This window comes from Nocardia sp. NPDC003979, assembly GCF_053605015.1.
Window position 1 is genome coordinate 535,697 of record NZ_JBSGIJ010000005.1, and the last position, 21,826, is coordinate 557,522.

The following is a 21,826-nucleotide window of genomic DNA, read 5'->3' on the forward strand; positions in this document are numbered from 1 at the left end:
TCGCGCGACACACCCGATATTCGGCGCAGTGCCGGTGAGTGCCGAGAGGGCGGGGGCATGAGAGGTCAGCACCTGGCGGCGGAAGCGTGCGTGACCACGGAGGGCGCCCGCTCATGCCGAGAAGACGCAGCATGAGCGTGCGACCCGAGGAGATCGAACGCGGGGCGGCTCGACTGCCGGGGATGTCCGAACATCAGGTCCCGGTGGTCAATATCGCGAACGTGCTGACGGTGGCGCGCATCGTCCTGGTGCCGCTGTTCGTGCTCGCGCTGTTCGCCGACGGCGGGCACGACACCCGCTGGCGCGTGATCGCGGCGGCCGTCTTCGGCCTCGCCGCCATCACCGACCGATTCGACGGGCAACTCGCCCGCAAATACGGTCTTGTCACCGATTTCGGCAAGCTCGCCGACCCCATCGCCGACAAAGCCCTGATCGGCGCCGCCCTGATCGGGCTCTCGATCCTCGGCGATCTGCCCTGGTGGATCACCCTGGTCATCTGCGGCCGCGAACTCGGCATCACCCTGCTGCGGCTGGTCGTGGTGCGGCGCGGGGTGATCCCGGCCGGGCGCGGCGGCAAGCTCAAGACACTCGTGCAATCGGTGGCCGTCGCCCTGCTGGTGCTGCCGCTGTCCGGTGCGTTCGCCACCGGGGGCATGGTGCTGATGTACCTGGCCGTGGCGCTCACCGTGATCACCGGCCTCGACTATGTCGGCCAGGCCGCGCGGGTGTGGGTGGCGGGTGGTCGCGCGCGCAACGAGTCGCGCGGGTGAGCGACCCCCTGGTCGCCGGTGCGCAGGCCGCCGAGCTGGTCGCGGCACTCACGGCCGCGGGCCAGACCGTCGCCACCGCCGAATCGCTCACCGCGGGCCTGCTGGCCGCGACGATCGCCGGGGTGCCCGGCGCGAGTGCGGTGCTGCGCGGCGGGCTCGTCGTCTACGCCACCGACCTCAAGCACCGGCTCGCGGGAGTGGACGAGGAGGTGCTGCGCGTCGAGGGCGCGGTCGCGGCGTCCACCGCCGAACAACTCGCCGTCGGCGCGCGCGAACGCTGCGCGGCGGACTGGGGGATCGGTCTCACCGGGGTCGCTGGACCCGATTCCCAGGACGGGCATCCGGTCGGCACGGTATACCTCGGAGTGGCCGGACCCGATCACAGCGCGGTGAGCCGGTTGAAACTGCACGGTGACCGGTGGAACATCAGGATCGGTGCGGTGCAGGACGCGATCGGGGAGTTACTGCGCTGTGTCGGTGGGTACGGCGATGTGACGACGGACTAGCCGCGTCCGGGAACCCCCGGCCGCTGCTCGACGTTGTGCCAGAAAGAGGTGAGCACCGCCCGAGGCGGTGACCCGAGGTGGAGGAGAACGAGATGACGCTGCTGCGGGAGGCAATCGGGGACAGTCTGCGGCGTGCGCGTCTGGCCCAGCATCGGACGCTGCGCGAGGTGTCGACCTCGGCGCGTGTGAGCCTCGGCTATCTGTCGGAAGTGGAGCGCGGCCGCAAGGAAGCCTCCAGTGAACTGCTCGCCGCCATCTGCGAGGCACTGGACGTGCCGTTGTCGCGGGTGCTGTGGGACGTGAGCACCATCATGGCCGGAGCCGACGGCTCCGCGCCCCGCGAACCCGCGCTCACCGAGCCCGTGGCCGAACCCGTCGCCGAACCGGTGCCCGCCGAGCCGTCGGCCACCGCGAGCGCGCAGGCCGACGTGGACGCGCGCATCGGGATCGCCGAGGACACCCGCATCGTCATCCCGGCCCCGCGGGCCGAGATGCTGGTATTGGTGAAAGGGATGTGACGCGGCGAACCCGCGTGACGCTGCGCACTACTGGTGAGAGCGGATAGATTCTCATCAGGCGTCGAGTGGGCCGGTCATATCGGTCCGGGTGCCGCATGGTGAAGGATAAGCACATATCTGGTGCGTGACGGTCGCGCACCACCAGTCGCACGAGCGACGCACAGATGGAGGCGGGATCAATCGATGGCTAATCCGTTCGTGAAGGCCTGGAAGTACATGATGGCCCTTTTCGACTCCAAGATCGAAGAGCATGCGGATCCGAAGGTCCAGATCCAGCAGGCGATCGAGGAGGCGCAGCGTCAGCATCAGGCGCTGTCGCAGCAGGCGGCGTCGGTGATCGGCAACCAGCGTCAGCTGGAGATGAAGCTGAACCGCCAGCTCGACGAGGTCGAGAAGCTCAATGCCAACGCCCGGCAGGCCGTCACCCTCGCCGACCAGGCACAGGCCGCGGGCGACACCGAGAAGGCGATCCAGTACACCAACGCCGCCGAGGCGTTCGCCGCCCAGCTGGTCACCGCCGAGCAGTCGGTGGAAGACCTCAAGGTGCTGCACGACCAGTCCCTGCAGGCCGCCGCACAGGCCAAGAAGGCGGTCGAGCAGAACGCGATGATGCTGCAGCAGAAGGTCGCCGAGCGCACCAAGCTGCTCAGCCAGCTCGAGCAGGCCAAGATGCAGGAGCAGGTCTCGGCCTCGCTGCAGCAGATGGACTCCACCCTGTCCGCGCCCGGTTCCACCCCCAGCCTCGACGCCGTGCGCGACAAGATCGAACGCCGCTACGCCAATGCGCTCGGTGCCGCCGAGCTGGCGCAGAACACGGTGCAGGGCCGGATGATGGAGGTGCAGCAGGCCAGCATCCAGATGGCCGGGCACAGCAAGCTCGAGCAGATCCGTGCCTCCATGCGCGGCGACGCCCTGCCCACCGGCAACAACGCGGCCATCGATCCCGCCAAGCAGCAGCCCGCGGCGCCGCAGATCAACAAGGGTGGCCAGGCGGCTCAGCAGTAACAGCCACGCCACCACGGGCCGCCGGTCCACGTTCGATTCTCGCGCTCGGCGCGCGTTTCGAACGCCGACCGGCGGCCCTTGCCCTGTTCTCAGGTGAGGTTGTCGGACCGGCGTGGCACTCTGGGGAGGTGGAAGGATCACGATGAGCGGGAGAATGCGGCGCGACCGAATCGAGGTCGCCGACCCGATGGCCGTTGTGCAGTCGACGATGAGCGGTGGCATGCCCGCGACTCTGCGCGGCGTGGGGGAGCAGGCGCTGGTCGCGGTGCGCCGCTGGGCCGATCCGCGCGAGCGTGAGTTACGGCGCCGGCGCCGCATGCGCAGACGCAGCTTTCAGCTGGGCACAGCGTCGGGAATCACCACCGTCGGGGCCGTCGGCCTGGCCGTGGTGTCGGCGCCGGCGTGGGCGGTGGTCGTCATCGGCGGCGGCGCAGTGGCTTTCGTGACCGGCGCCGCGGTGAACGCGCGCCGCTATCTGCAGACCCGCCATCAGCCGTTGCCGCAGGCGACGTTCGTGCCGCGCAAGTCGCCGGGACTGCGCTCGGCGGCCCGCGCGCCGATTCAGCGATTGATCCGGGCCGAACGCGCGTTGCACGGGCTGGGCGCCCAGATCGCGCGCACCCGGCGGTTACCCGAGGACGAATTGCGCGACCTGCTCGCCACCGCGAGCTCCGGGGCGGCCGCACTGCACGCCCTGGCCGCCGACGTGGTCGCCATGGAACAGGCCGTCGACACGGTGGGCCGGGCGAACCCGGAAACGGTGTCGGCATTGAAGACCACGGTCGCCGCCGTGCTCGCGCGACTGGAAACCGGTGTCGTCGAATACGAACAGCTCGTCGCGGCGGCTGCTCGCATCCTGGCCGTCCCGGAGGACACCGTGGTGGCCTACCAGTTCAACGGCATCGTGGCCGATCTGCGGGAAGCCGCCGACCGTCTCGACGGCTGGGCCCAGGCCCTCACCGAGATGGCCGACGGACCCGGCCTGTCGTCGCCCGATCTTCCCCGCTGAAATCTCGCCCGCACGGATCCCGTACTCGCGCAGCGGGTATCCCGGGTCGGGCGGCCGACTCGACAGACCTGCCGAGCAGTCCGGTTCTCAAAAGCGAATCGCCTGACGGAGGGCGGCCAGCTCCTCGGCGCGCGGATTGTCGACCGTGGACGACGCGGGGTGGTCGAAGATGCGGACGTTCTTCTCTGCCGGCGTGAACGCCGCCCAGCCCGTGCTGCCATGTGTGGCGAAAGAGACCCAGGCTGCGTGGATTTCGTCGGCCAGCGGCTGCGGCGGGGTCGGCCCGGTGAGGGTGTGGGCGTCGTCCACGGTGTCGAAGACGAACGGGACTTCCAGCACATGGCAGGCGCCGAGGCCGGGCAGTGCTGTGGGCCAAGCGAATTCGTAGACGTAGGTCGTCGCGGTGGCGGCATTGGTTTCGGCGAGGTCCATGGTGCCCGCGCGGAAACACCAGTCGGTGAGGATCGCGTTGAAGATCTCGGCCGGTGCGGCATCGGGGGGTTGCCGCGAATAGGTGTGTGCCACCGACGGATCGATGCCGTAGCGGGCCAGCACGAACGGCAAGCTGTCGGCATCGACGCCCGCGGTGATCCCGGTGGGCACCGTGAAAAAGCGGAATTCGTCGGCGGTGGTGCCCGCGACGAGCGGAACCCGGCGCTGCGGGTTGGCCGCGAGTACCTCGGTGGGGGTGCCCTCGACGACCTCCCCGTCGACCACCGGGAACAGGCTCATGATGCCGAGGCCGCGCTCGACCACCGAGGTGCCCCACCGCTGGGGGTCGGGGTCGGTCATCAGCGCCAGCGCGACGGCGTTCTGCGCCGAGCACAAGTCGGCCGGACCGAGTGCACCGAAATCCGCCGCGGTGGGTGTGATTCCGAGGTGTTCGGCCAGCGCGGCCGAAACCAGGCGCGCGTCGTCGGCCTCGGCGGCGACGGAGCCGTTGCCGCTCTGCACGATCGCCCGGCGGAACAGCCCCGCCGACTGCGGCGCCGCCATCAGCGCTGCCACGCTCATACCGCCTGCGGACTCCCCGAAGATCGTCACATTGTCCGGGTCACCACCGAACGCGGCGATGTTGTCCCGCACCCAGCGCAGCGCGCAGAGCTGGTCGTGCAGACCACGATTCGACGGTGCGCCGTCGAGCACCGCGAACCCGGAGATCCCCAGGCGGTAGTTGATCGACACCATGACCACACCGTCGCGTGCGAACGCGGTGCCGTCGTAGATCCGGCGCGCGTTGGACCCGCGCACGAACGCGCCGCCATGAATCCACACCAGCACCGGCAGGCCCGCACCACCCACCTCGGGTGTCCAGACGTTCACATTGAGGTAGTCGTCGCCGGGGATGCCGTCGCTGCCGATCAGGGCGTGGATCGGCGCGGGATACGGCGACTGCGCGCACGTCGGGCCCATCCTCGTCGCCTCGCGCACCCCCTCCCAGCGCTGCACCGGTTCGGGCAACCGGAACCGTCGCGCCCCCACCGGCGCCGCCGCGTATGGCACCCCGAGGAACCGGGTGACGCCGCCTTCGGTCGTGCCCCGAATCGCGCCGCCGGTGATCGTGACGATCGGTTCCATCGGTCCTCCTCGCAGTCGAACCCGATTATGGACGCTTGTCCGGTTCGGTGGGGTGCTTATGGAACCAAGGGTCCGGCGAGGACGCGCAGCCCGGCGGCGCGGTCGCCGTCCCAGCGCAGACCCTGGTTTTCGGGCGGGATGCGGGCCCACAACGCGAGCAGCAGATCCGATGCCGTACCCGCCAGCTCGGCCACCGGTTCGCCGGGACCGTAGGTCCAGCGGCGATCGGTGTCGGTGGTGCGGACGCGCAGCGCCACCTCCGGTTCGGTCGCCAGGCCGCGGTGGATCATCCGGGGCGCGAACAGCTCGAAGACCTCATCGATGCCGTCCTCGGCGATCGCGCGGTCGAACGGCTCGGCCTTCCCTAGCGCATGCTGACCGTCCCACCGGTGCATCAGCGTCTCGTGGGCGCGGCGACGGCGCCAGAAGCCGACCGTGCGCGGCATGGCACGGGTGAAGGTCCACGCTTCCTGTTCGGGATCGGCCGACAAAGTCGCGGCGAGGGCGTCGGCGGACTCGTCGTACCACTTGCGCAGGGCCGCGGGATCTTTCGGCGCGGGCCGACCGTCGTCGTCGCCACGGAGCTCGGTGACGGCGGTGACCACCCACTGATTACCCCGGCCCAGGTGATCGACCAGATCGTAGAAGGTCCAGTCGCCGCAGGTGGTGACGGGTGCGGCGAGATCGACGTCGTCGGTGATCAGCTCGCCGAACGTGGTGAGTTCGGTACGCAGCAGAGCCAGGTAGTTCATGGATTCACGGTAGATGTCGACGGAGCCAGTCTCGGGGTGAACCCTGATCTCTACCCGGATATCCGTGCTGACCTGGTGATTTACCACGGTTGCGGTGGCAGCATCGAAGGTGTCGATCGCGGCTGCGCGGTCACGGACACCGAGGAGTCACATCATGGTTTTCAAGGTCATCGGCATCGTCGTCGTAGCGGTTATCGCGTTCTGGATCATCGGGGCGATCCTCGAGGCGGTGCTGCCGATTCTGGTACTCGCCGCGATCGGCACCGGGCTGTACCTGCTGTACAAGGCGGTGACGGGGTCGGGCGACAAGACGCCGGTCAGCAAGATCTAGCCCTAGCATGGGCGGGGTGGAACAGCTACCCGAGGGTTGGCAGCGCGGACTCGTGATCGTCGCGCATCCGGACGACATCGAATACGGTGCGGCGGCGGCCGTCGCGCGATGGACGAAGCAGGGCAAGGACATTCGCTATCTGCTCGTCACCCGAGGGGAAGCCGGGATCGCGGGCGTTCCCCCCGCGCAGGCCGCGCCGTTGCGGGAGGCCGAGGAGATCGCGGGCGCGCGCGAAGTGGGCGTGCACACCGTCGAATTCCTCGACTACCCCGACGGGCGCATCGAGGAGGGCCTGCCGCTGCGGCGGGATCTGGCCGCCGCGATCCGCAGGCACCGCCCCGAGATGGTCGTGCTGTTCAATTTCGGCGACACCTGGGCGCCCGGCTTCGTGAACAGCGCCGATCACCGGGCCGTCGGCCGCTCGGCGATGGACGCGGTCTCCGACGCGGGCAACGAATGGATCTTCCCCGAGATCGCCGATCTGGCACCGTGGTCCGCGCGCTGGGCCGCTGTCGTCGGCCCGGTCGCCACCCACGCGGTGGACGTGAGTGATCAGCTGGACAGGGCACGGGCCAGCCTGGCCGCGCATCGGCGCTATCTGCAGGCGCTGAGCACGGTCCCGGTGGAAGAACAGGTGGACGAGATCGTGGCGATGGCAACGGGCCCCAAGGACGGATTCCCCGCCGCGCACGCGGTCGGTTTCGAGTTGTTCACCTTCGCGGGCTGAGCGCGCGCCGGAATCGGTGACGCGGCCCGATTGTCTTGGGCGCGTGGGCGGGTCGGCCAGGCATCGTCCGATCTGAGCCGTGTCGACGGGGTCGCGACCGTGCGTCCTGCGGATATGGCATGGTGAGGCGCATGCGAGTAGCTGTGGTAGCCGGGCCCGACCCAGGGCATGCGTTTCCCGCGATCGCGTTGTGTCTGCGGTTGCTGGACGCCGGAGACGAGCCGGTGTTGTTCACCGGTCCCCGGTGGCTCGACGCGGCACGGGCCGCGGGCATCGGTGTGCGCAAACTCAAAGGGCTCGCGCCGCGCTCGGTTGACGACGACACCGACGCGGGCGCCCGGATCCACGAACGCGCCGCCTACATCGCCACGGAGAACCTGCCCGAACTCGGTGCCATGCTGCCCGACCTGGTCGTCTCCGATGTGCTCACCGCCGGGGGCGGTCTCGCTGCCGAACGCCTCGGCGTGCCATGGGTGGAGCTCTCACCGCACCCGCTGTACCTGCCGTCGAGAGGTCTGCCGCCGATCGGCAGTGGGCTGGCACCAGGCGAGGGAGTGCGTGGCCGGTTGCGCGACACCGTGCTGCGCACCATGACCGACCGCGCGGTGCGGGCCGGTGAGCGGCAGCGTTCGGCGGCACGGGTGAGCATCGGGCTGCCCGCCGAGGACCCTGGCCCCGCCGCCCGCCTCATCGCCACCCTGCCCGCGCTCGAGCTCCCGCGACCCGATTGGCCCGCCGACACCTATGTGGTCGGCCCGCTGCTCTGGGAACCCACCGATGCCGTGCTCGAACTGCCACCCGGCGACGAACCAGTGGTGATGGTTGCCCCGTCCACCGCCCACACCGGGGTGGCCGGCATGGCCGAGACCGTGCTCGACGGCCTGTCCGGACTCGGTGTGCGCGCGGCGGTTTCGATGCTCGACACCCCACCGGCGCACCTGCCCGCCTGGGCGACGGCAGGTCTGGGCCGCCAGGACGAACTGCTCACCCACGCCGCGGTGGTCGTCGGTGGGGGCGGGCACGGGTTGCTCGCGAAGTCCCTCTCCGCCGGGGTGCCGGTGGTGACCGTGCCCGGCGGCGGCGACCAGTGGGAATTGGCCAATCGTGCGGTGCGCCAGGGCAGTTCGCTGCTGATCCGGCCGCTCACCCCGGACGCTGTCGCCGCGGCCGTGCGGCAGGTCCTCGACGACAAGGCGTTCGCCGCCGCCGCGCGCCGGGCCGCGGACGGCCTCGACGAGGTCGCCGACCCGGTCGAGATCTGTCATCGCGTCGGGGCCACGGTCTGAGGAACCGGCCGGGCTCGCAACGACCGAACCCTTGGTGACCCGTCGAACGCAGGCGGCACTGGACCGGCGTCCTGACGGGTGCGCGACAGCGCGAGTATCTTGGGCAAGGTGCGGTTGACCGAATTCCAGGAGCTGATGCACACCGAGTTCGGCGTTGCGCGCGCCGACGCCATGCTGGCCGATCACGTCATTCCGGCCTTCGGGATGACCGGTGCGGCCGCGATCGAGGCGGGAATCGACCCGCGCGAGGTATGGCGGGCGCTGTGTGCCGACTTCGACGTCCCCAGAAACCGGTGGTGACCAGACCATGTCCGTGACAGCGCAGAACTCGTCGGCACGTCCCTACCGGTTCGACGAACGATTGCGGATGATCCCGGTCGACGCCGAATCCCTCGCCGCCCGTGTCGCCGCCGCCGATCCGCACGACTTCGGTGGTCTGCGCAGGCTCGGCATCGCGCTGATGCTGCTCGGGCGCCATGACGAGGCGCTCGACCGCCTGGATCAGGCCCTCGAACTGGCAGATACCGAGCGCCGCCGCATCACCGTGTGGATCAATCTGGCCGATGTGTACCGCTATCAGGGTGAACCCGGCCGCGCCGAGATCCTGTACCGCCGCGCGCTGGACGCCAGCCGCGCCCTCGACCCCGAACTCGTCTCCTTCGCCGCCCATCACCTGGGCAAATCGCTGGCCGAACAGCATCGGCCCGCCGAGGCGCGCGAGCTGCTCAACGAGGCGATGCGGTTGCGGGTGGCCGACGGCGACTCCGAGCTGATCGAGTCGACCAGGGCGGCGCTCGACCACCTCGACGAGCTGGCTCTGCCCTTGCCGCCCGAGGTGATCGCCTTGGTCGGACCGCTGGCCGACTGGTCCGATGAGCACGAGGGCCGCGGCGGCAATGTGCTGCGGGCAGGGGAGTACTGGATCAAACGCGGCCCGCGCGCCGTCGCCGAACACGAGCGCCTGATCTGGTTGCGCGACAAGGGCATCGCCGTTCCCGAAGTGGTGGCGTTCGCCGAGGATGTACTGGTTCTCGCGGACGTGGGCGGTGGTTCGGTGTCGTCGCAGGCACCCGACCCGGCCGCCGCCGGCACGCTGCTCGGTTCGCGGCTGCGGGCCCTGCACGACCTACCGGTAGCGGACTGCCCGTTCGACGCCGGACTCGACGTCACCCTCGCACGGGCGCACCGCAATGTCGTCGAGGGGTTCGTCGACGCCGACGATTTCGACCCCGATCACCGCGATCGGACACCGGCCGAGCTGCTCGCGGAACTGGTGCGCCGTCGTCCCGCGAGCGAGGACCTCGTCGTCGCGCACGGCGATTTCACCCCGGGCAATGTGCTGGCCGGTGGCGTGCTGATCGACGTCGCCGAGCTCGGCCGCGCCGACCGCTACCGCGACCTCGCTCTGGCCGAACGCGACCTCGGGGAGGATTTCGGCGCCGAAGCGGTGACGGCGTTCCGTGCGGCCTACGGCCTGACCGAACCCGATGCGGACAAACTCGACTACTACCGCCTGCTCGACGAATTGTTCTGAACGCTCACCCGCTCTTGGCGTAATGGCGGGCGGCCTTGGCGCGGTTGCCGCAGGTCGCCATGGAATGCCAGCGGCGGGTGCCGTTCTTGGACGTGTCGTAGAAGAAGAGCACGCAGTCGGGGTGGGCGCACTGGCGGATCCGGTGCGGCGCTTCGGCGATCAGCCGCAGCAGGTTGTCGGCGGCCAGCCAACCGGGTAGCCAGGCGGGGTCGGCCACCTCCGGGATGTCGCGTGGGCCGTCGTCGGTGAGTTCGCGGCGGATGCGTCCCTGGTCGAGCACCCGGTTGAGTGCGGTGTGGTCGGCGCGGGTGACCGTGTCGTAGACGGCGTCACGTGCGGTGTGCAGCGCGGTGAGGGTGTGCTCGTCGGCGGGCACCCGGTCGGTCAGGTCGAGCAGCGCCAGCCAGGTGCGCAACCCGTCGAGATCGGCCAGCAGATCGCCGGGTTCGGCGCCTGCCCATCGGGTGTTGAGCAGGTCGAGAGCAGGTGGTTCGCCGGTGTGCGGACGGGGATCGCGCATGTCTGAGGCTATCAACTCGCGCTCCTAACCATCAAAAAGTATTTCAAGGGTTGACGGCAGTGGTTTGTCGTCTTATGTTCTAACCATCAAAACGTTCATAGATAGTTTCCCATTCCTGGAGGACTCATGACCGCCGTCACCGCTCCCGTGCTCACCACCGGCCACATCGGGCTCAATGTCACCGACCTGGACCGCTCTGCGGAGTTCTATCGCCGTGGTCTCGGCTTCGAGGAACTCGGCAGCGGCGCCGACGGTGCGCGCCGCTGGGCCTTCCTCGGTATCGACGGCGTGCTGATGCTCACGCTGTGGCAGCAGAGCACCGGCGAATTCGACACCGGCGCACCGGGACTGCATCATCTCGCCTTCCAGGTCGCCGACCTCGACTCGGTGCGCGCCGTCGAGTCGGCGCTGCGGGAACTGGCCACCGAGTTCTTCCACGAAGGAGTGGTCGCCCACGGTGAGGGCGCGTCCTCGGGCGGGATCTTCTTCGCCGACCCCGACGGCATCCGGCTCGAGGTGTACGCCCCGGCCGGCGCCGAATCCGCCCCCGCTCCCGCGGGTAGCGCACCGACCTGTGGATTCTTCTGAGGAGTCGTCATGTTCCATCCGGGTGAGCTGGCCGTGCAGCAACGCCTCGGCCAGGCCGCGATCGCCGATCGCGTCGGGCGTTCGATCCGCACCGGGATCCCGGCCGTCGCCGCGGACTTCCTCGCCGAGCAGCCGATGGTCGTCCTCGCGGCGGCCGACGCGGCGGGGCGGCTGTGGGCGAGCCCGCTCACCGGACCCGCCGGATTCGTCCACGCGATCGACGACACCACCATCGACATCGCCGCGCTACCCGGTGACGACGACCCCCTGTCCGACGCGTTGACCGGCGATATCGCGGTCGGGATGATCGCCGTGCAGGCGCAGCGGCGGCGCCGGATGCGCGTCAACGGGACCGCGCGGCCGCGGCCCGGTGGAGTGCGGATCAGCACCGAACAGGTGTACGCGAACTGCCCGAAATACATCTCACGCCGAGAGATCCGCGCTGTGTCGGCCGGGCAGGCCGGTCCGGCGCGGCACGGCACGGAACTCACCGCCGGGCAGGGGACGATGATCACCGCCGCCGACACCTTCTTCGTCGCCACCGCCGACGCCGACGGGCACGCCGATGCCTCCCATCGCGGCGGCAACCCCGGCTTCCTCGAGCTGCTGTCGCCGACCCGGCTGCGCTGGCCGGACTATCGCGGCAACTCGATGTTCATGACCCTGGGCAACCTCGCCGCGCACCCGCGGTGCGGATTGCTGATCGCCGACTGGTCGACCGGTACGCTGTTGCAGCTCACCGGTCGGGCCGAAATCATCTGGGACACCGCCGATCTCACCACCGGTGCGCAATGCGCCGTCGAGTACACCGTCGAGCGGGTGATCGAACGTCCCGGCGCGCTACCGCTGCGCTTCGGCGCACCCGAACTGTCACCGCACAACCCTTGAAAGGCGACACCGTGCGACCACCGCTGCCTCCCTTCGACCTCGACTCCGCCCGCGCCAAGGTGCGGGCCGCCGAAAACGCCTGGAACACCCGTGATCCCGAGCGGGTCGCCGCCGCCTACACCGAGGATTCGGTGTGGCGCAACCGCGACGAGTTCTTCACCGGCCACGCCGCGATCGTCGAGTTCCTCACCCGCAAATGGGCCACCGAGAACGGCTACGCACTGCGCAAGGATCTGTGGGCCTTCCACGACAACCGCATCGCCGTGCGCTTCCAGTACGAATGGCACGACGAGACCGGGCAGTGGTGGCGCAGCTACGGCAACGAACAGTGGGAGTTCGCGCCCGACGGGCGGATGGCCCGGCGTGAGGCGAGCATCAACGATGTGCGCATCGAACAGTCGCAACGACGGATCCTCGGGCCGCGTGCCGAGGGCGACGAATCGGTGCTGCCGCAGCACTGACGACGGTCGTGGCGTGTTTGCGGGCGCGTCGCTTGACTCGAAAGAGTGTTCGACTAATCTTGGCGACAGAACTTGTCGGTGCCGCCCTCTACTGTGGGCGCCAACCAGAGAGACACTCACCTCGAGAAGGGGACCACATCATGGCACCGCAGGCCTACGATCGCGACAAAGCGCTGGAACTGGCGCTGGCTCAGGTGGAGAAGAGCTTCGGCAAGGGCGCGGTCATGCGCCTGGGCGAAGAGGCCCGCCAGCCCATCTCCGTCATCCCGACCGGCTCCATCGCCCTCGACGTCGCGCTCGGGATCGGCGGGTTGCCGCGCGGTCGCGTCGTCGAGATCTACGGCCCGGAATCCTCGGGTAAGACCACCGTCGCGCTGCACGCGGTGGCCAATGCCCAGGCCGCGGGCGGTGTCGCCGCCTTCATCGACGCCGAGCACGCGCTCGATCCCGAATACGCCCGCAAGCTCGGCGTCGATACCGACGCACTGCTCGTCTCCCAGCCCGACACCGGTGAGCAGGCCCTCGAGATCGCCGACATGCTCGTGCGCTCGGGTGCCATCGACATCATCGTCATCGACTCGGTCGCGGCCCTGGTGCCGCGTGCCGAGATCGAGGGCGAGATGGGCGACAGCCACGTCGGCCTGCAGGCCCGCCTGATGAGCCAGGCGCTGCGCAAGATGACCGGCGCGCTGAGCACCTCGGGTACCACCGCCATCTTCATCAACCAGCTGCGCGAGAAGATCGGCGTGATGTTCGGTTCGCCCGAGACCACCACCGGTGGTAAGGCGCTCAAGTTCTACGCCTCGGTGCGCCTGGACGTGCGCCGCATCGAAACCCTCAAGGACGGCAGCGACGCGGTCGGTAACCGCACCCGCGTGAAGGTCGTCAAGAACAAGGTGAGCCCGCCGTTCAAGCAGGCCGAGTTCGACATCCTCTACGGGCAGGGCATCTCCAAGGAGGGCTCGCTCATCGACATGGGTGTCGAGCACGGCTTCATCCGCAAGTCCGGCTCCTGGTACACCTACGAGGGCGACCAGCTGGGCCAGGGCAAGGAGAACGCCCGCAAGTTCCTGCTGGAGAACACCGATGTGCGCGACGAGATCGAGAAGAAGATCAAGGAAAAGCTCGGCATCGGCGCGGATCTGACCGCCGAGGCCGACGCGCCCGCCGACTTCTGAGCCGATGCGCACGCCGAACCCCGGCCGCGCGCGCCGCGACTCGGCCGATCCGGTCGAGGACATGCGACGTCAGCTGGCTCGCCTCGGGATCGAGGTGCAACCACAGTCGCTGACGTCCGAGGCGACGCGCGAACCGGGGTCGGCCACCGAACTCGCCCCGGCGGCTCGTGCCAAACGAGCCGCCTCGGGCGCGAAGGGAATTCGGTCGGGTGCGGGCGATCCGCAGCGCGCGCACCCGACCGGATTCACCGAAGAACACAATTGGACCGATTCCGCCCCGCGAACCGGTGTTGATCATGAAGAGTGGGGGAGCGGGGCGGCGACGCCCCGCCGCGCCCGGCGTTCTCGCCGATCCACGCGGCGCGACACAGACTCCCTGTCGCCCGTCGTCGGTGGTGACGACGGGCGACAGGTGGATCCGGTGGCGGCCGGATCCCCACCGGGAGAGCCCGAGAGGCGGGCCGGCACACGCCGGCTCGCCCCGGGTGACCGGCCCGACGCCACCGTCGAACAAGCCAAGGACGCCTGCCTGCGGTTGCTGGCCGTGCGGGCCCGCAGCCGCGCCGAACTGGAGAAACGGCTCGGCGAGAAGGGTTTCCGGCTCGAAGTCACCGCAGCGGCACTCGAGCGGCTCACAGAGGTGGGTCTCATCGACGACAGCTCCTTCGCCGAACAGTGGGTCCACGCCCGCCACACCTACTCCGGCAAAGGAAAGAAAGCCCTCCAGCGCGAACTGCGCGACAAGGGAGTAGCCCCCACCGACGCCGAACAGGCTTTGTCGATGGTCTCCGACGACGCCGAACGCGACCGCGCCACCGACCTGGTTCGCCGCAAGCTGCGCACCCTGCCCCGAGAACTCGACCGGGACAAGGCGGTTCGCCGCCTGGTCGGCATGCTGGCCCGTCGGGGCTACGACCAGTCCACCGCCTTCGCTGTCGTCACCACGGAACTCGATGCCGCAGGTTTCGCCCGAACCTCGGCCACCGGCGCCGATCACAGCGCGAACCACGACAGCGCCGAGCAACCAGACACCGACGACGGCCGCGCCCGGCAGGCCCGGGCAGGCACTGCCCGAGAACCCTCCCGTGACACCGCCGCCCCCGCACACCGCACCCGTCCGGAGCCCGGCGACGACGAGGCAGCCGCCGACCTGGTCCGCCGCAAACTCCGCACCACACCCCCCGACCTCGACCGAACCAAACTCACCCGCCGCCTCGTCGACATGCTCGCCCGCCGCGGCTACCACCCCTCCACCGCCTACGCCGTGGTGAAAGCGGAACTGGCCGAAGCGGGTCGATGATTCGGTCGTCCTCGTGATCCGGGGTCGGGGAACCGGAACGGCCACGGGGGTCGGGGTGGGGCGTTAGCATGAGGCGGAAGTGAAACGCGGGTCCGCGCAGGTGGATTCGGGTGCTCGGTGGGCCGAGGGTGTGGGACGGGTTGTTTCGCCCGGGTTGTGGGTGGGCATCTTGGGGCAGGGCCCGTTGGGCCGCCGGACGATGGGGAGGTGGGGATCCTGGACGCACTGTGGTCGTTCGTGGTGAACCGGCGTGAGCAGTTGCTGGTCGATTCGTATCTGCATGTGTCGGCGGTGGTGCAGTCCCTGCTGCTGGCGACGGTGATCGCTGTGCTCGTGGGCATCCTGGTCTACCGGAGTCCGCTCGGATCGGCGGCGGCGACCGCGACGGCGGGCGCGATTCTCACCGTGCCGTCGTTCGCGCTGCTGGGACTGCTGATCCCGTTCCTCGGGCTCGGCGTGGCACCGACCATCGTCGCGCTGGTCCTCTACGCGCTGCTGCCGATTCTGCGCAACACCGTGCTCGGGTTGTCCACCGTCGACCCGGCCGCCGTCGATGCCGCACGCGGCGTCGGGATGGGCCGGTGGCAGTTGCTCACAAGGATCGAACTGCCGCTGGCGTGGCCGTCGATCCTCACCGGGATGCGGGTGAGCGCCCAGATGATCATGGGCATCCTCGCGCTCGCGGCCTACGCGAAAGGCCCGGGGCTCGGCAACCTGATCTTCTCCGGGCTCGCGCGCCTCGGCAGTCCCAATGCGGTGCCGCAGGCGCTCACCGGCACCATCCTCATCGTCGTGCTCGCGCTCGCGCTCGACGGCGTCCTGGTTCTGCTCGGACGGTTCACCATCTCGAGGGGTATTCGTGACTGACACCAGCACCGCCGAAACCGCCGCCGGCGCCGCCGTTTCCGGGGTGGAGATCGTCCTGGACCGGGTGACAAAACGGTATCCGGAGCAGCCGGACCCCGCGGTCGAAGAGGTGAGCATGACGATCCCCGCCGGGGAGATCGTCGTGCTGGTCGGCCCGTCCGGCTGTGGCAAGACCACAACCATGCGGATGATCAACCGCCTCATCGAACCGACCTCGGGCACCATCACCATCGGTGGCCGCGACGCGCTCGCCATCGATGCCGACGAATTGCGCCGTGGCATAGGCTATTCCATCCAGCAGGCCGGGCTGTTCCCGCACATGACGGTCGCCAAGAACATCGCAACGGTGCCGGGCCTGCTCGGCTGGGATCGGCGCCGCGTCGCCGCCCGCACCGACGAAATGCTCGAGCTCGTGGGCCTCGATCCCGACACCTATCGCGACCGCTACCCGCGCCAACTCTCCGGCGGCCAGCAGCAGCGCGTCGGAGTCGCCCGAGCACTGGCGGCCGACCCACCGGTACTGCTGATGGACGAACCGTTCGGCGCCGTCGACCCCATCACCCGCGCCCTGCTGCAGGACGAATTGCTGCGCCTGCAGGGCGAACTCGGCAAGACCATCGTGTTCGTCACCCACGATTTCGGTGAGGCGGTGAAACTGGGTGACCGCATCGCGGTGCTCGGCGACCGCTCCCGCATCCTGCAGTACGACACCCCCGCCGCGATCCTGGCCGCCCCCGCCGACGACACGGTCGCCGGCTTCGTCGGCGCCACCGCGACCATCGACCGCCTCGGTCTCGCGGTCCTCGCCGACCTCGATCTCGACCAGGGCGTCGCCGTCACCGAGGACACCGACCCCTCAGTACTGACCACCGCACTGCGCGAGGCGGACCGCCACTGGGGAGTCGTCCTCGACTCCCAACGGCGACCGCTTCGCCGGGTCTCCAGAGACGAACTGGCACAAGCGGACTCGCTGACCACCGCAGGAACTCCTGTCGGTGCGATCCTCCCCGCCGACGCCAGCCTCCAAGACGCCCTCGCCGCCCTGCTCACCGAACGCACCGCCTCGGCGATCGTCCTCGACGCGAGCGGCGGATATGCCGGGGTCGTCACCGTCGACACCCTCATCGACCACCTGGCCACCTCGGAAAAGGCGCCGTCATGATGCGGGCTCTCGTCGCGGAACGGGTGCGCTCATGGTGACCGCTACTTCCTCCACGCGTCCGGTCGTCGACCTCCCCGCCGCCGCGTCCGCGCCCGCGACCCAGCGGCGCGCCGAACTCCTGCGGCTGCTCGCCCAACCGGTGATCGTGCTGATCCTCACCGTCGGTGTGCTGGTGTGGGCGTTCCGGCGTGAGCTCACCACCATTCAGCAGGCCAGTATCAGTGCGGGCAATATCGCCCAGGTCACCTGGCAGCACGTGCTCATCACGGCGGCCGTGGTCGCGATCGTCGTCGTGATCGCGGTGCCGCTGGGCACGCTGCTCACCCGTCGCCGATTCCGCAGTCTCGCACCGTTTTTCGTTGGGATCGCCAATATCGGGGCGGCGGCGCCCGCGATCGGTTTGATCGTGCTGTGCTACCTGCTCACCCGGACCACCGGGTTCTGGGTGGGTGTCGCGCCGATCGCGTTCTGCTCGTTGCTGCCGGTGTTGCGCAACACGATCCTCGGCTATCAGCAGGTGGACCCGGCTGTCATCGATGCCGGTCGCGGCCAGGGGATGTCGGCCGTGCAGGTGTTGCGGCGCATCGAGTTCCCGCTCGCCATTCCCTACATCCTCGCCGGATTGCGCACGTCGCTGGTACTCGCCGTCGGCACCGCGACGCTGTCGTTCATGGTGAGCGCGGGCGGTCTCGGCATCCTCATCGACACCGGCTACAAACTGCGCGACACCGTCACCCTGACGGTCGGCGCGGTGCTCGCGGTGGCACTTGCCCTGTTCGTCGACTGGCTCGGCGCGCTGGCCGAACAGTTTCTCGGGCCGAGGGGGCTGCGGTGAGAAAGAGCAGATGGTTGCGTGGGCTGATCCCGGTCCTCGCGGTGGTGCTCGCCGGCTGCGGTCTGCAATCGGGCGGCTCGGTGCCGCTGCCGGTGGGGCCGGGCAGTATCACCCCGGTTCCGGAACTCGACGGTGTCGCGGTGACGGTGGGGTCCAAGGACTTCACCGAGGCCAATATCCTCGGCTACCTCATCGAATTCGCCCTCACCGCCGCAGGCGCGAACGTGCGTGACCTGACCAATATCCAGGGCTCCAACAGCCTGCGCGACGCGCAACTCAACGGCCAGATCGATATCGCCTACGACTACACCGGCACCGGCTGGATCAACTACCTCGGCAACCAGACCCCCGAACCCGACGAACGCAAACAGTTCGACCTCGTCCGCAACGCCGACCGCGCACAGCACGACATGGTGTGGGCGGCCATGGCACCGATGAACAACACCTACGCCCTGGTCACCAGCAGGCGCACCGCCGAGGAGACCGGGGTGCGCACCCTGTCGGACTACGCGAAACTGCTCGCCGCCAACCCGGCCGCGGCCGCCACCTGCGTGGGCACCGAGTTCAACGTCCGCCCCGACGGCTACCCGGGCCTGGCCCAGAAATACGGCATCGACGCGGGCAGAGCGCAGAAACAGATCGTGCAGGACGCCCTGGTCTACCAGGCCACCGCCGACGCGAAACAGTGCCGCTTCGGCTCCGTCGCCGCCACCGACGGTCGCATCCCCGCCCTGGACCTGGTGCTGCTCGAAGACGACAAGGGATTCTTCCCCAAGTACAACGCGGCCCTGGTGATGTACGGCCCGTTCGCCGACGCCAATCCCCGCGTGGTCGACATCATGGCGCCGATCTCGGCCCGGCTCACCAACGAGGTCATCACCGAACTCAACCGCCAGGTCGACATCGACGGCCGCGAACCCGCCGACGTCGCCCGAGACTGGATGATCGCCGAAGGCCTCGTCACAGCCGGCTGACCCGCCCCGGACCACCTCCCCACGATGTCGACCGGCCGGGCCATGATGGACGGTGGCTACACACCGGCACACCGACATCGCTGGGAGGAACACGCATGACCATCGCATTCCGCAAGGTGACAGTTCTCGGGACCGGCGTCCTCGGTTCCCAGATCGCGTTCCAGACCGCTTTCCACGGCTTCGACGTGACGTCCTACGACATCGACGACAAGGCGATCGCCGCCGCCCGCACCCGGTTCGACGAACTGGCGAAGACCTACCAGGCCGAGGTGGACGGAGCCGACACCGCCAAGACCGAGGCGACGGCCGCGGGCATCACGCTGACCACCGATCTGGCCGCCGCGGTCGCCGACGCCGACCTCGTCGTCGAGGCGGTGCCGGAGGTGCTGTCCATCAAACGCGACCTGTACACGAAGCTGGGCACCCTCGCGCCGGAACGCACGGTCTTCGCGACGAACTCCTCGACGCTGTTGCCCAGCGACATGGCCGGTTTCACCGGGCGCGCCGACCGCTTCCTCGCCCTGCATTTCGCCAACCACGTGTGGAAGTTCAACACCGCCGAGGTGATGGGCACACCGGAGACCGACCCGGAGGTATTCGCCTCGGTCGTGAAGTTCGCCTCCGACATCGGCATGGTGCCCATCGAATTGCACAAGGAGAAGGCGGGTTACGTGCTCAACTCGCTGCTCGTCCCGTTCCTGAACGCCGGCATGGGGCTGGTAGCGGGCGGCTACGCCGAACCGAAGGCCGTCGACGAGACGTGGCGCATCGGTACCGGCGCACCGATGGGACCGATGCAGATCCTCGACATCGTCGGGCTCACCACGCCCTACAACATCCTGGCCAACGGTGGCCCGGAGGAGCAGAAGCTCGCCGACTGGCTGAAGCAGAACTACATCGACAAGGGCAAGCTCGGCCTGTCGACCGGTGAGGGCTTCTACCGCTACGACAACTGACACGAACGGGGCCCGGTCCGACGTACGGACCGGGCCCCGACGGTCGGAACCTACTTCTTGGTGATGTCCACGCCGGGTGCGGCATCGGTGACGATCGAGTCGGCGGCCAGCACCGCACCGCCACCCTTCTTGCGCCGCGACCGCAGCCGCTTCTCCAAGCGGGTCGCCAGGAACGACAGCGCGATATTGAGCGAGATCATGATGACCGCGATCACCATCAGGGCGGGGATCGTGTTCTGCTCCGCCGCACCTACCTGCTGACCCGAGCGCACCAGTTCCACATAGGTGATCTGGTAGCCCAGCGCGGTGTCCTTGAGCACGACCACCATCTGCGAGACCAGCGCGGGCAGCATCGCGGTGATCGCCTGCGGCAACAGCACCAGGCGCATCAGCTGGGTCTTGCGCATACCGAGCGCGACGGCGGCCTCGCTCTGGCCCTTGGGCAGCGATCGGATACCGGCCCGCACGATCTCGGCGATGACCGCCGCGTTGTAGACAGTGAGGGCGATGACCACCGCGGCCAGCGCCAGCTGATCGGTGGGGAACACCTTGTAGTCGCCGAACACGGCGAACAGGAAGATCATCAGGATCAGCACCGGGATGGCCCGGGCCAGCTCGACGATCGCGCCCGCCACCCAGCGCACCCAGGTGTGATCCGAGAGGCGCAGGATGCCGAAGATCATGCCGAAGATCAGCGCACCGATGATCGAGAGCACCGCGGCCGTGAGCGTGCCCTCGAGACCGGGCAGCAGGTAGGTCTCCCAGACCTCGGCCTCGAGGAACGGCTTCCACTTCTCGGCGGTGAACTGGCCTTCGCGCTGGAAGGCCAGGAACATCCACACCGCGATCGCGACGAGCACCGCCGCTACCAGGACCGAGTAGATCCAGTGCCGCACCCGGGCCTTGGGGCCGGGAGCGTCGAACAGAACCGAAGCGCCTGAACTCACCGGACAACCTCGAATCGCTTGGCCAGCCAGCCGAAGAACAAGCCGGTCGGCAGGGTGAGCACGACGAAGCCGAGCGCGAAGATCGCACCGATGGCGAGCACCGCGGCCTCGTTCTCGTTCATCTCGCTCATCAGGAACGCGGCCTCACCGACGCCGATCACCGAGGCGATCGTCGAGTTCTTGGTCAGCGCGATCAGCACGCTGCCCAGCGGGGCGATGACGGCCCGGAAAGCCTGTGGCAGCACGATCAGGCGCAGATTCTGGGCGAACCCGAAGCCCAGCGAGCGGCCCGCCTCGGACTGCCCGATGTGGACGGTGTTGATGCCCGACCGCAGCGATTCACACACGAAAGCCGCGGTGTAGACGCTCAATCCGATGATCGCCCACCAGTAGTTGTTGTCCTTGATCGAATCACCGGCCAGCTCCCACTGCAGCGTGGTGTAAAGGCCGAGCGAGCAGAACACGATGATCAGCGTCAGGGGGGTGTTGCGGAAGATCGACACGTAGGCGGTGCCGACCCAGCGCGCGACGGGGATGGGAGACACACGCATTCCGGCGACGATGGTGCCGAGAATCAGGGCGCCGATCGCCGAGAAGAACGTCAGCTTGATGGTCACCCAGAAGGCAGCGAGGATTCGGGAGTCATACTCCGAGATCAGGTCGAACACGGACGCGCGTCCTCCGATCGATGAGAAAGGCCAGCAGGACAAAGACCGTCGCGGTGGCGCAGGGCCACCGCGACGGTGTTCGGGATCAGTAGCGGTCGACCTTCGGCGGCTCCGGGACCTTGAAGCCGGTGCCGGGGAAGGACTTCTCCAGCGCGGCCTTCCACGAACCGTCGGCGATCATCGCCTCGATCGCGTCGTTGATCTTGGTGCGGGCTTCGGTGTCGTCCTTCTTCAGGCCGATGCCGTAGTTCTCGGTGGTGAAGGTCTTGCCGACCAGCTTGTAGGTGCCGGGTGCCTGCGCGGCGTAACCGGCCAGGATCACGTCGTCGGTGGTCATCGCGTCGATGGCACCGCCACGCAGGCCCTCGAGGCACAGCGAGTACGTGTCGTAGGTCTGCAGCTGGGCCTGCGGGTAGTTCTTCTCGATGTTCTGGGCCGGGGTGGAGCCCTTCACCGAGCAGACCTT

At 68.8% G+C, this 21,826-nt stretch carries 25 protein-coding genes and 1 pseudogene; 20 read left to right on the forward strand and 6 right to left on the reverse strand.

The window, feature by feature from the left end; genetic code table 11:
* Positions 1-131: 131 nt before the first annotated feature.
* From pgsA to pspM, 5 genes are all read left to right on the forward strand, one after another.
* Complete coding sequence (pgsA, locus tag ACWEVR_RS14735; RefSeq protein ID WP_452467355.1) at positions 132-770, forward strand: CDP-diacylglycerol--glycerol-3-phosphate 3-phosphatidyltransferase; 639 nt, start codon at positions 132-134, stop codon at positions 768-770.
* Positions 767-1,276 (forward strand): CinA family protein, encoded by a 510-nt coding sequence (locus ACWEVR_RS14740; RefSeq protein WP_452467356.1) that lies wholly within the window; start codon positions 767-769, stop codon positions 1,274-1,276. The genes pgsA and ACWEVR_RS14740 overlap by 4 nt, the downstream gene beginning before the upstream one ends.
* Positions 1,277-1,368: 92 nt before the next feature.
* Positions 1,369-1,794 carry a helix-turn-helix domain-containing protein gene (locus ACWEVR_RS14745; protein ID WP_067492978.1) on the forward strand — a complete coding sequence of 142 codons (426 nt, stop codon included), beginning with the start codon at positions 1,369-1,371 and terminating at the stop codon, positions 1,792-1,794.
* Between the two features lie 183 nt (positions 1,795-1,977).
* Positions 1,978-2,799: a PspA/IM30 family protein gene (locus tag ACWEVR_RS14750; protein ID WP_067980773.1), complete on the forward strand. Its 822-nt coding sequence runs from the start codon at positions 1,978-1,980 to the stop codon at positions 2,797-2,799.
* 142 nt (positions 2,800-2,941) lie between these two features.
* The gene (pspM, locus tag ACWEVR_RS14755; protein WP_452467357.1) at positions 2,942-3,808 is read left to right on the forward strand and encodes a phage shock envelope stress response protein PspM; all 867 of its coding nucleotides are present in this window, start codon (positions 2,942-2,944) and stop codon (positions 3,806-3,808) included.
* Positions 3,809-3,895: 87 nt separating this feature from the next.
* Here the strand turns inward: pspM and ACWEVR_RS14760 are convergent, their stop codons facing one another.
* Both ACWEVR_RS14760 and ACWEVR_RS14765 read right to left on the reverse strand, forming a co-directional pair.
* Entirely contained in the window at positions 3,896-5,386 is a 1,491-nt protein-coding gene (locus tag ACWEVR_RS14760) for a carboxylesterase/lipase family protein (protein WP_452467358.1), read from the reverse strand.
* 56 nt (positions 5,387-5,442) lie between these two features.
* Entirely contained in the window at positions 5,443-6,138 is a 696-nt protein-coding gene (locus ACWEVR_RS14765) for a maleylpyruvate isomerase family mycothiol-dependent enzyme (protein WP_452467359.1), read from the reverse strand.
* A gap of 154 nt (positions 6,139-6,292) precedes the next feature.
* On the opposite strand from ACWEVR_RS14765, the gene ACWEVR_RS14770 reads away from it, so the two are divergent.
* The 5 genes from ACWEVR_RS14770 (at position 6,293) to ACWEVR_RS14790 (ending at position 10,016) form a co-directional block, all read left to right on the forward strand.
* Positions 6,293-6,469 carry a hypothetical protein gene (locus ACWEVR_RS14770; protein WP_166655713.1) on the forward strand — a complete coding sequence of 59 codons (177 nt, stop codon included), beginning with the start codon at positions 6,293-6,295 and terminating at the stop codon, positions 6,467-6,469.
* Positions 6,470-6,485: 16 nt separating this feature from the next.
* Positions 6,486-7,196, forward strand: a complete 711-nt coding sequence (locus ACWEVR_RS14775) for a PIG-L deacetylase family protein (RefSeq protein WP_452467360.1) — start codon at positions 6,486-6,488, stop codon at positions 7,194-7,196.
* 131 nt (positions 7,197-7,327) lie between these two features.
* On the forward strand, positions 7,328-8,482 hold the full coding sequence (locus tag ACWEVR_RS14780; RefSeq protein ID WP_452467361.1) for a glycosyltransferase: 1,155 nt from the start codon (positions 7,328-7,330) through the stop codon (positions 8,480-8,482).
* A 108-nt stretch (positions 8,483-8,590) separates the two neighbouring features.
* Positions 8,591-8,782, forward strand: a complete 192-nt coding sequence (locus ACWEVR_RS14785) for a DUF3046 domain-containing protein (protein ID WP_067492988.1) — start codon at positions 8,591-8,593, stop codon at positions 8,780-8,782.
* A 7-nt stretch (positions 8,783-8,789) separates the two neighbouring features.
* Positions 8,790-10,016 carry a tetratricopeptide repeat protein gene (locus ACWEVR_RS14790; protein ID WP_452467362.1) on the forward strand — a complete coding sequence of 409 codons (1,227 nt, stop codon included), beginning with the start codon at positions 8,790-8,792 and terminating at the stop codon, positions 10,014-10,016.
* A gap of 4 nt (positions 10,017-10,020) precedes the next feature.
* Here the strand turns inward: ACWEVR_RS14790 and ACWEVR_RS14795 are convergent, their stop codons facing one another.
* Entirely contained in the window at positions 10,021-10,536 is a 516-nt protein-coding gene (locus ACWEVR_RS14795; protein ID WP_067492733.1) for a CGNR zinc finger domain-containing protein, read from the reverse strand.
* A gap of 126 nt (positions 10,537-10,662) precedes the next feature.
* Here ACWEVR_RS14795 and ACWEVR_RS14800 point away from each other — a divergent pair, with 126 nt between their 5' ends.
* The 10 genes from ACWEVR_RS14800 (at position 10,663) to ACWEVR_RS14845 (ending at position 19,745) form a co-directional block, all read left to right on the forward strand.
* Positions 10,663-11,124, forward strand: a complete 462-nt coding sequence (locus ACWEVR_RS14800; RefSeq protein WP_452467363.1) for a VOC family protein — start codon at positions 10,663-10,665, stop codon at positions 11,122-11,124.
* Positions 11,125-11,133: 9 nt separating this feature from the next.
* Positions 11,134-12,012 (forward strand): pyridoxamine 5'-phosphate oxidase family protein, encoded by an 879-nt coding sequence (locus ACWEVR_RS14805; protein ID WP_452467364.1) that lies wholly within the window; start codon positions 11,134-11,136, stop codon positions 12,010-12,012.
* A gap of 11 nt (positions 12,013-12,023) precedes the next feature.
* Entirely contained in the window at positions 12,024-12,473 is a 450-nt protein-coding gene (locus ACWEVR_RS14810) for a nuclear transport factor 2 family protein (RefSeq protein ID WP_452467365.1), read from the forward strand.
* 140 nt (positions 12,474-12,613) lie between these two features.
* Complete coding sequence (gene recA / locus ACWEVR_RS14815; RefSeq protein WP_452467366.1) at positions 12,614-13,651, forward strand: recombinase RecA; 1,038 nt, start codon at positions 12,614-12,616, stop codon at positions 13,649-13,651.
* Positions 13,652-13,655: 4 nt separating this feature from the next.
* Positions 13,656-14,951, forward strand: coding sequence for a regulatory protein RecX (locus ACWEVR_RS14820; protein ID WP_452467367.1), 1,296 nt, complete (start codon positions 13,656-13,658; stop codon positions 14,949-14,951).
* A 216-nt stretch (positions 14,952-15,167) separates the two neighbouring features.
* Positions 15,168-15,818 (forward strand): ABC transporter permease, encoded by a 651-nt coding sequence (locus tag ACWEVR_RS14825; protein ID WP_067636695.1) that lies wholly within the window; start codon positions 15,168-15,170, stop codon positions 15,816-15,818.
* A complete protein-coding gene (locus tag ACWEVR_RS14830) occupies positions 15,811-16,980 on the forward strand; it encodes an ABC transporter ATP-binding protein (RefSeq protein ID WP_452467368.1) in 1,170 nt (389 codons plus the stop codon). Before ACWEVR_RS14825 ends, ACWEVR_RS14830 begins: the two co-directional genes overlap by 8 nt.
* Positions 16,981-17,011: 31 nt before the next feature.
* Positions 17,012-17,815, forward strand: coding sequence for an ABC transporter permease (locus ACWEVR_RS14835; RefSeq protein WP_452467369.1), 804 nt, complete (start codon positions 17,012-17,014; stop codon positions 17,813-17,815).
* Positions 17,812-18,789, forward strand: coding sequence for a glycine betaine ABC transporter substrate-binding protein (locus ACWEVR_RS14840; protein WP_452467370.1), 978 nt, complete (start codon positions 17,812-17,814; stop codon positions 18,787-18,789). The genes ACWEVR_RS14835 and ACWEVR_RS14840 overlap by 4 nt, the downstream gene beginning before the upstream one ends.
* 95 nt (positions 18,790-18,884) lie before the next feature.
* Positions 18,885-19,745, forward strand: coding sequence for a 3-hydroxyacyl-CoA dehydrogenase (locus ACWEVR_RS14845; RefSeq protein WP_452467371.1), 861 nt, complete (start codon positions 18,885-18,887; stop codon positions 19,743-19,745).
* A 50-nt stretch (positions 19,746-19,795) separates the two neighbouring features.
* On the opposite strand, the gene ACWEVR_RS14850 is transcribed toward ACWEVR_RS14845, so the two are convergent.
* The 3 genes and pseudogenes from ACWEVR_RS14850 to ACWEVR_RS14860 all read right to left on the reverse strand — a co-directional run.
* On the reverse strand, positions 19,796-20,692 hold the full coding sequence (locus ACWEVR_RS14850; RefSeq protein ID WP_452467372.1) for an amino acid ABC transporter permease: 897 nt from the start codon (positions 20,690-20,692) through the stop codon (positions 19,796-19,798).
* Positions 20,689-21,360 (reverse strand): amino acid ABC transporter permease, encoded by a 672-nt coding sequence (locus ACWEVR_RS14855; RefSeq protein WP_181696950.1) that lies wholly within the window; start codon positions 21,358-21,360, stop codon positions 20,689-20,691. Before ACWEVR_RS14855 ends, ACWEVR_RS14850 begins: the two co-directional genes overlap by 4 nt.
* Positions 21,361-21,445: 85 nt before the next feature.
* Positions 21,446-21,826, reverse strand: a pseudogene (locus tag ACWEVR_RS14860) (glutamate-binding protein); the annotation flags it as partial.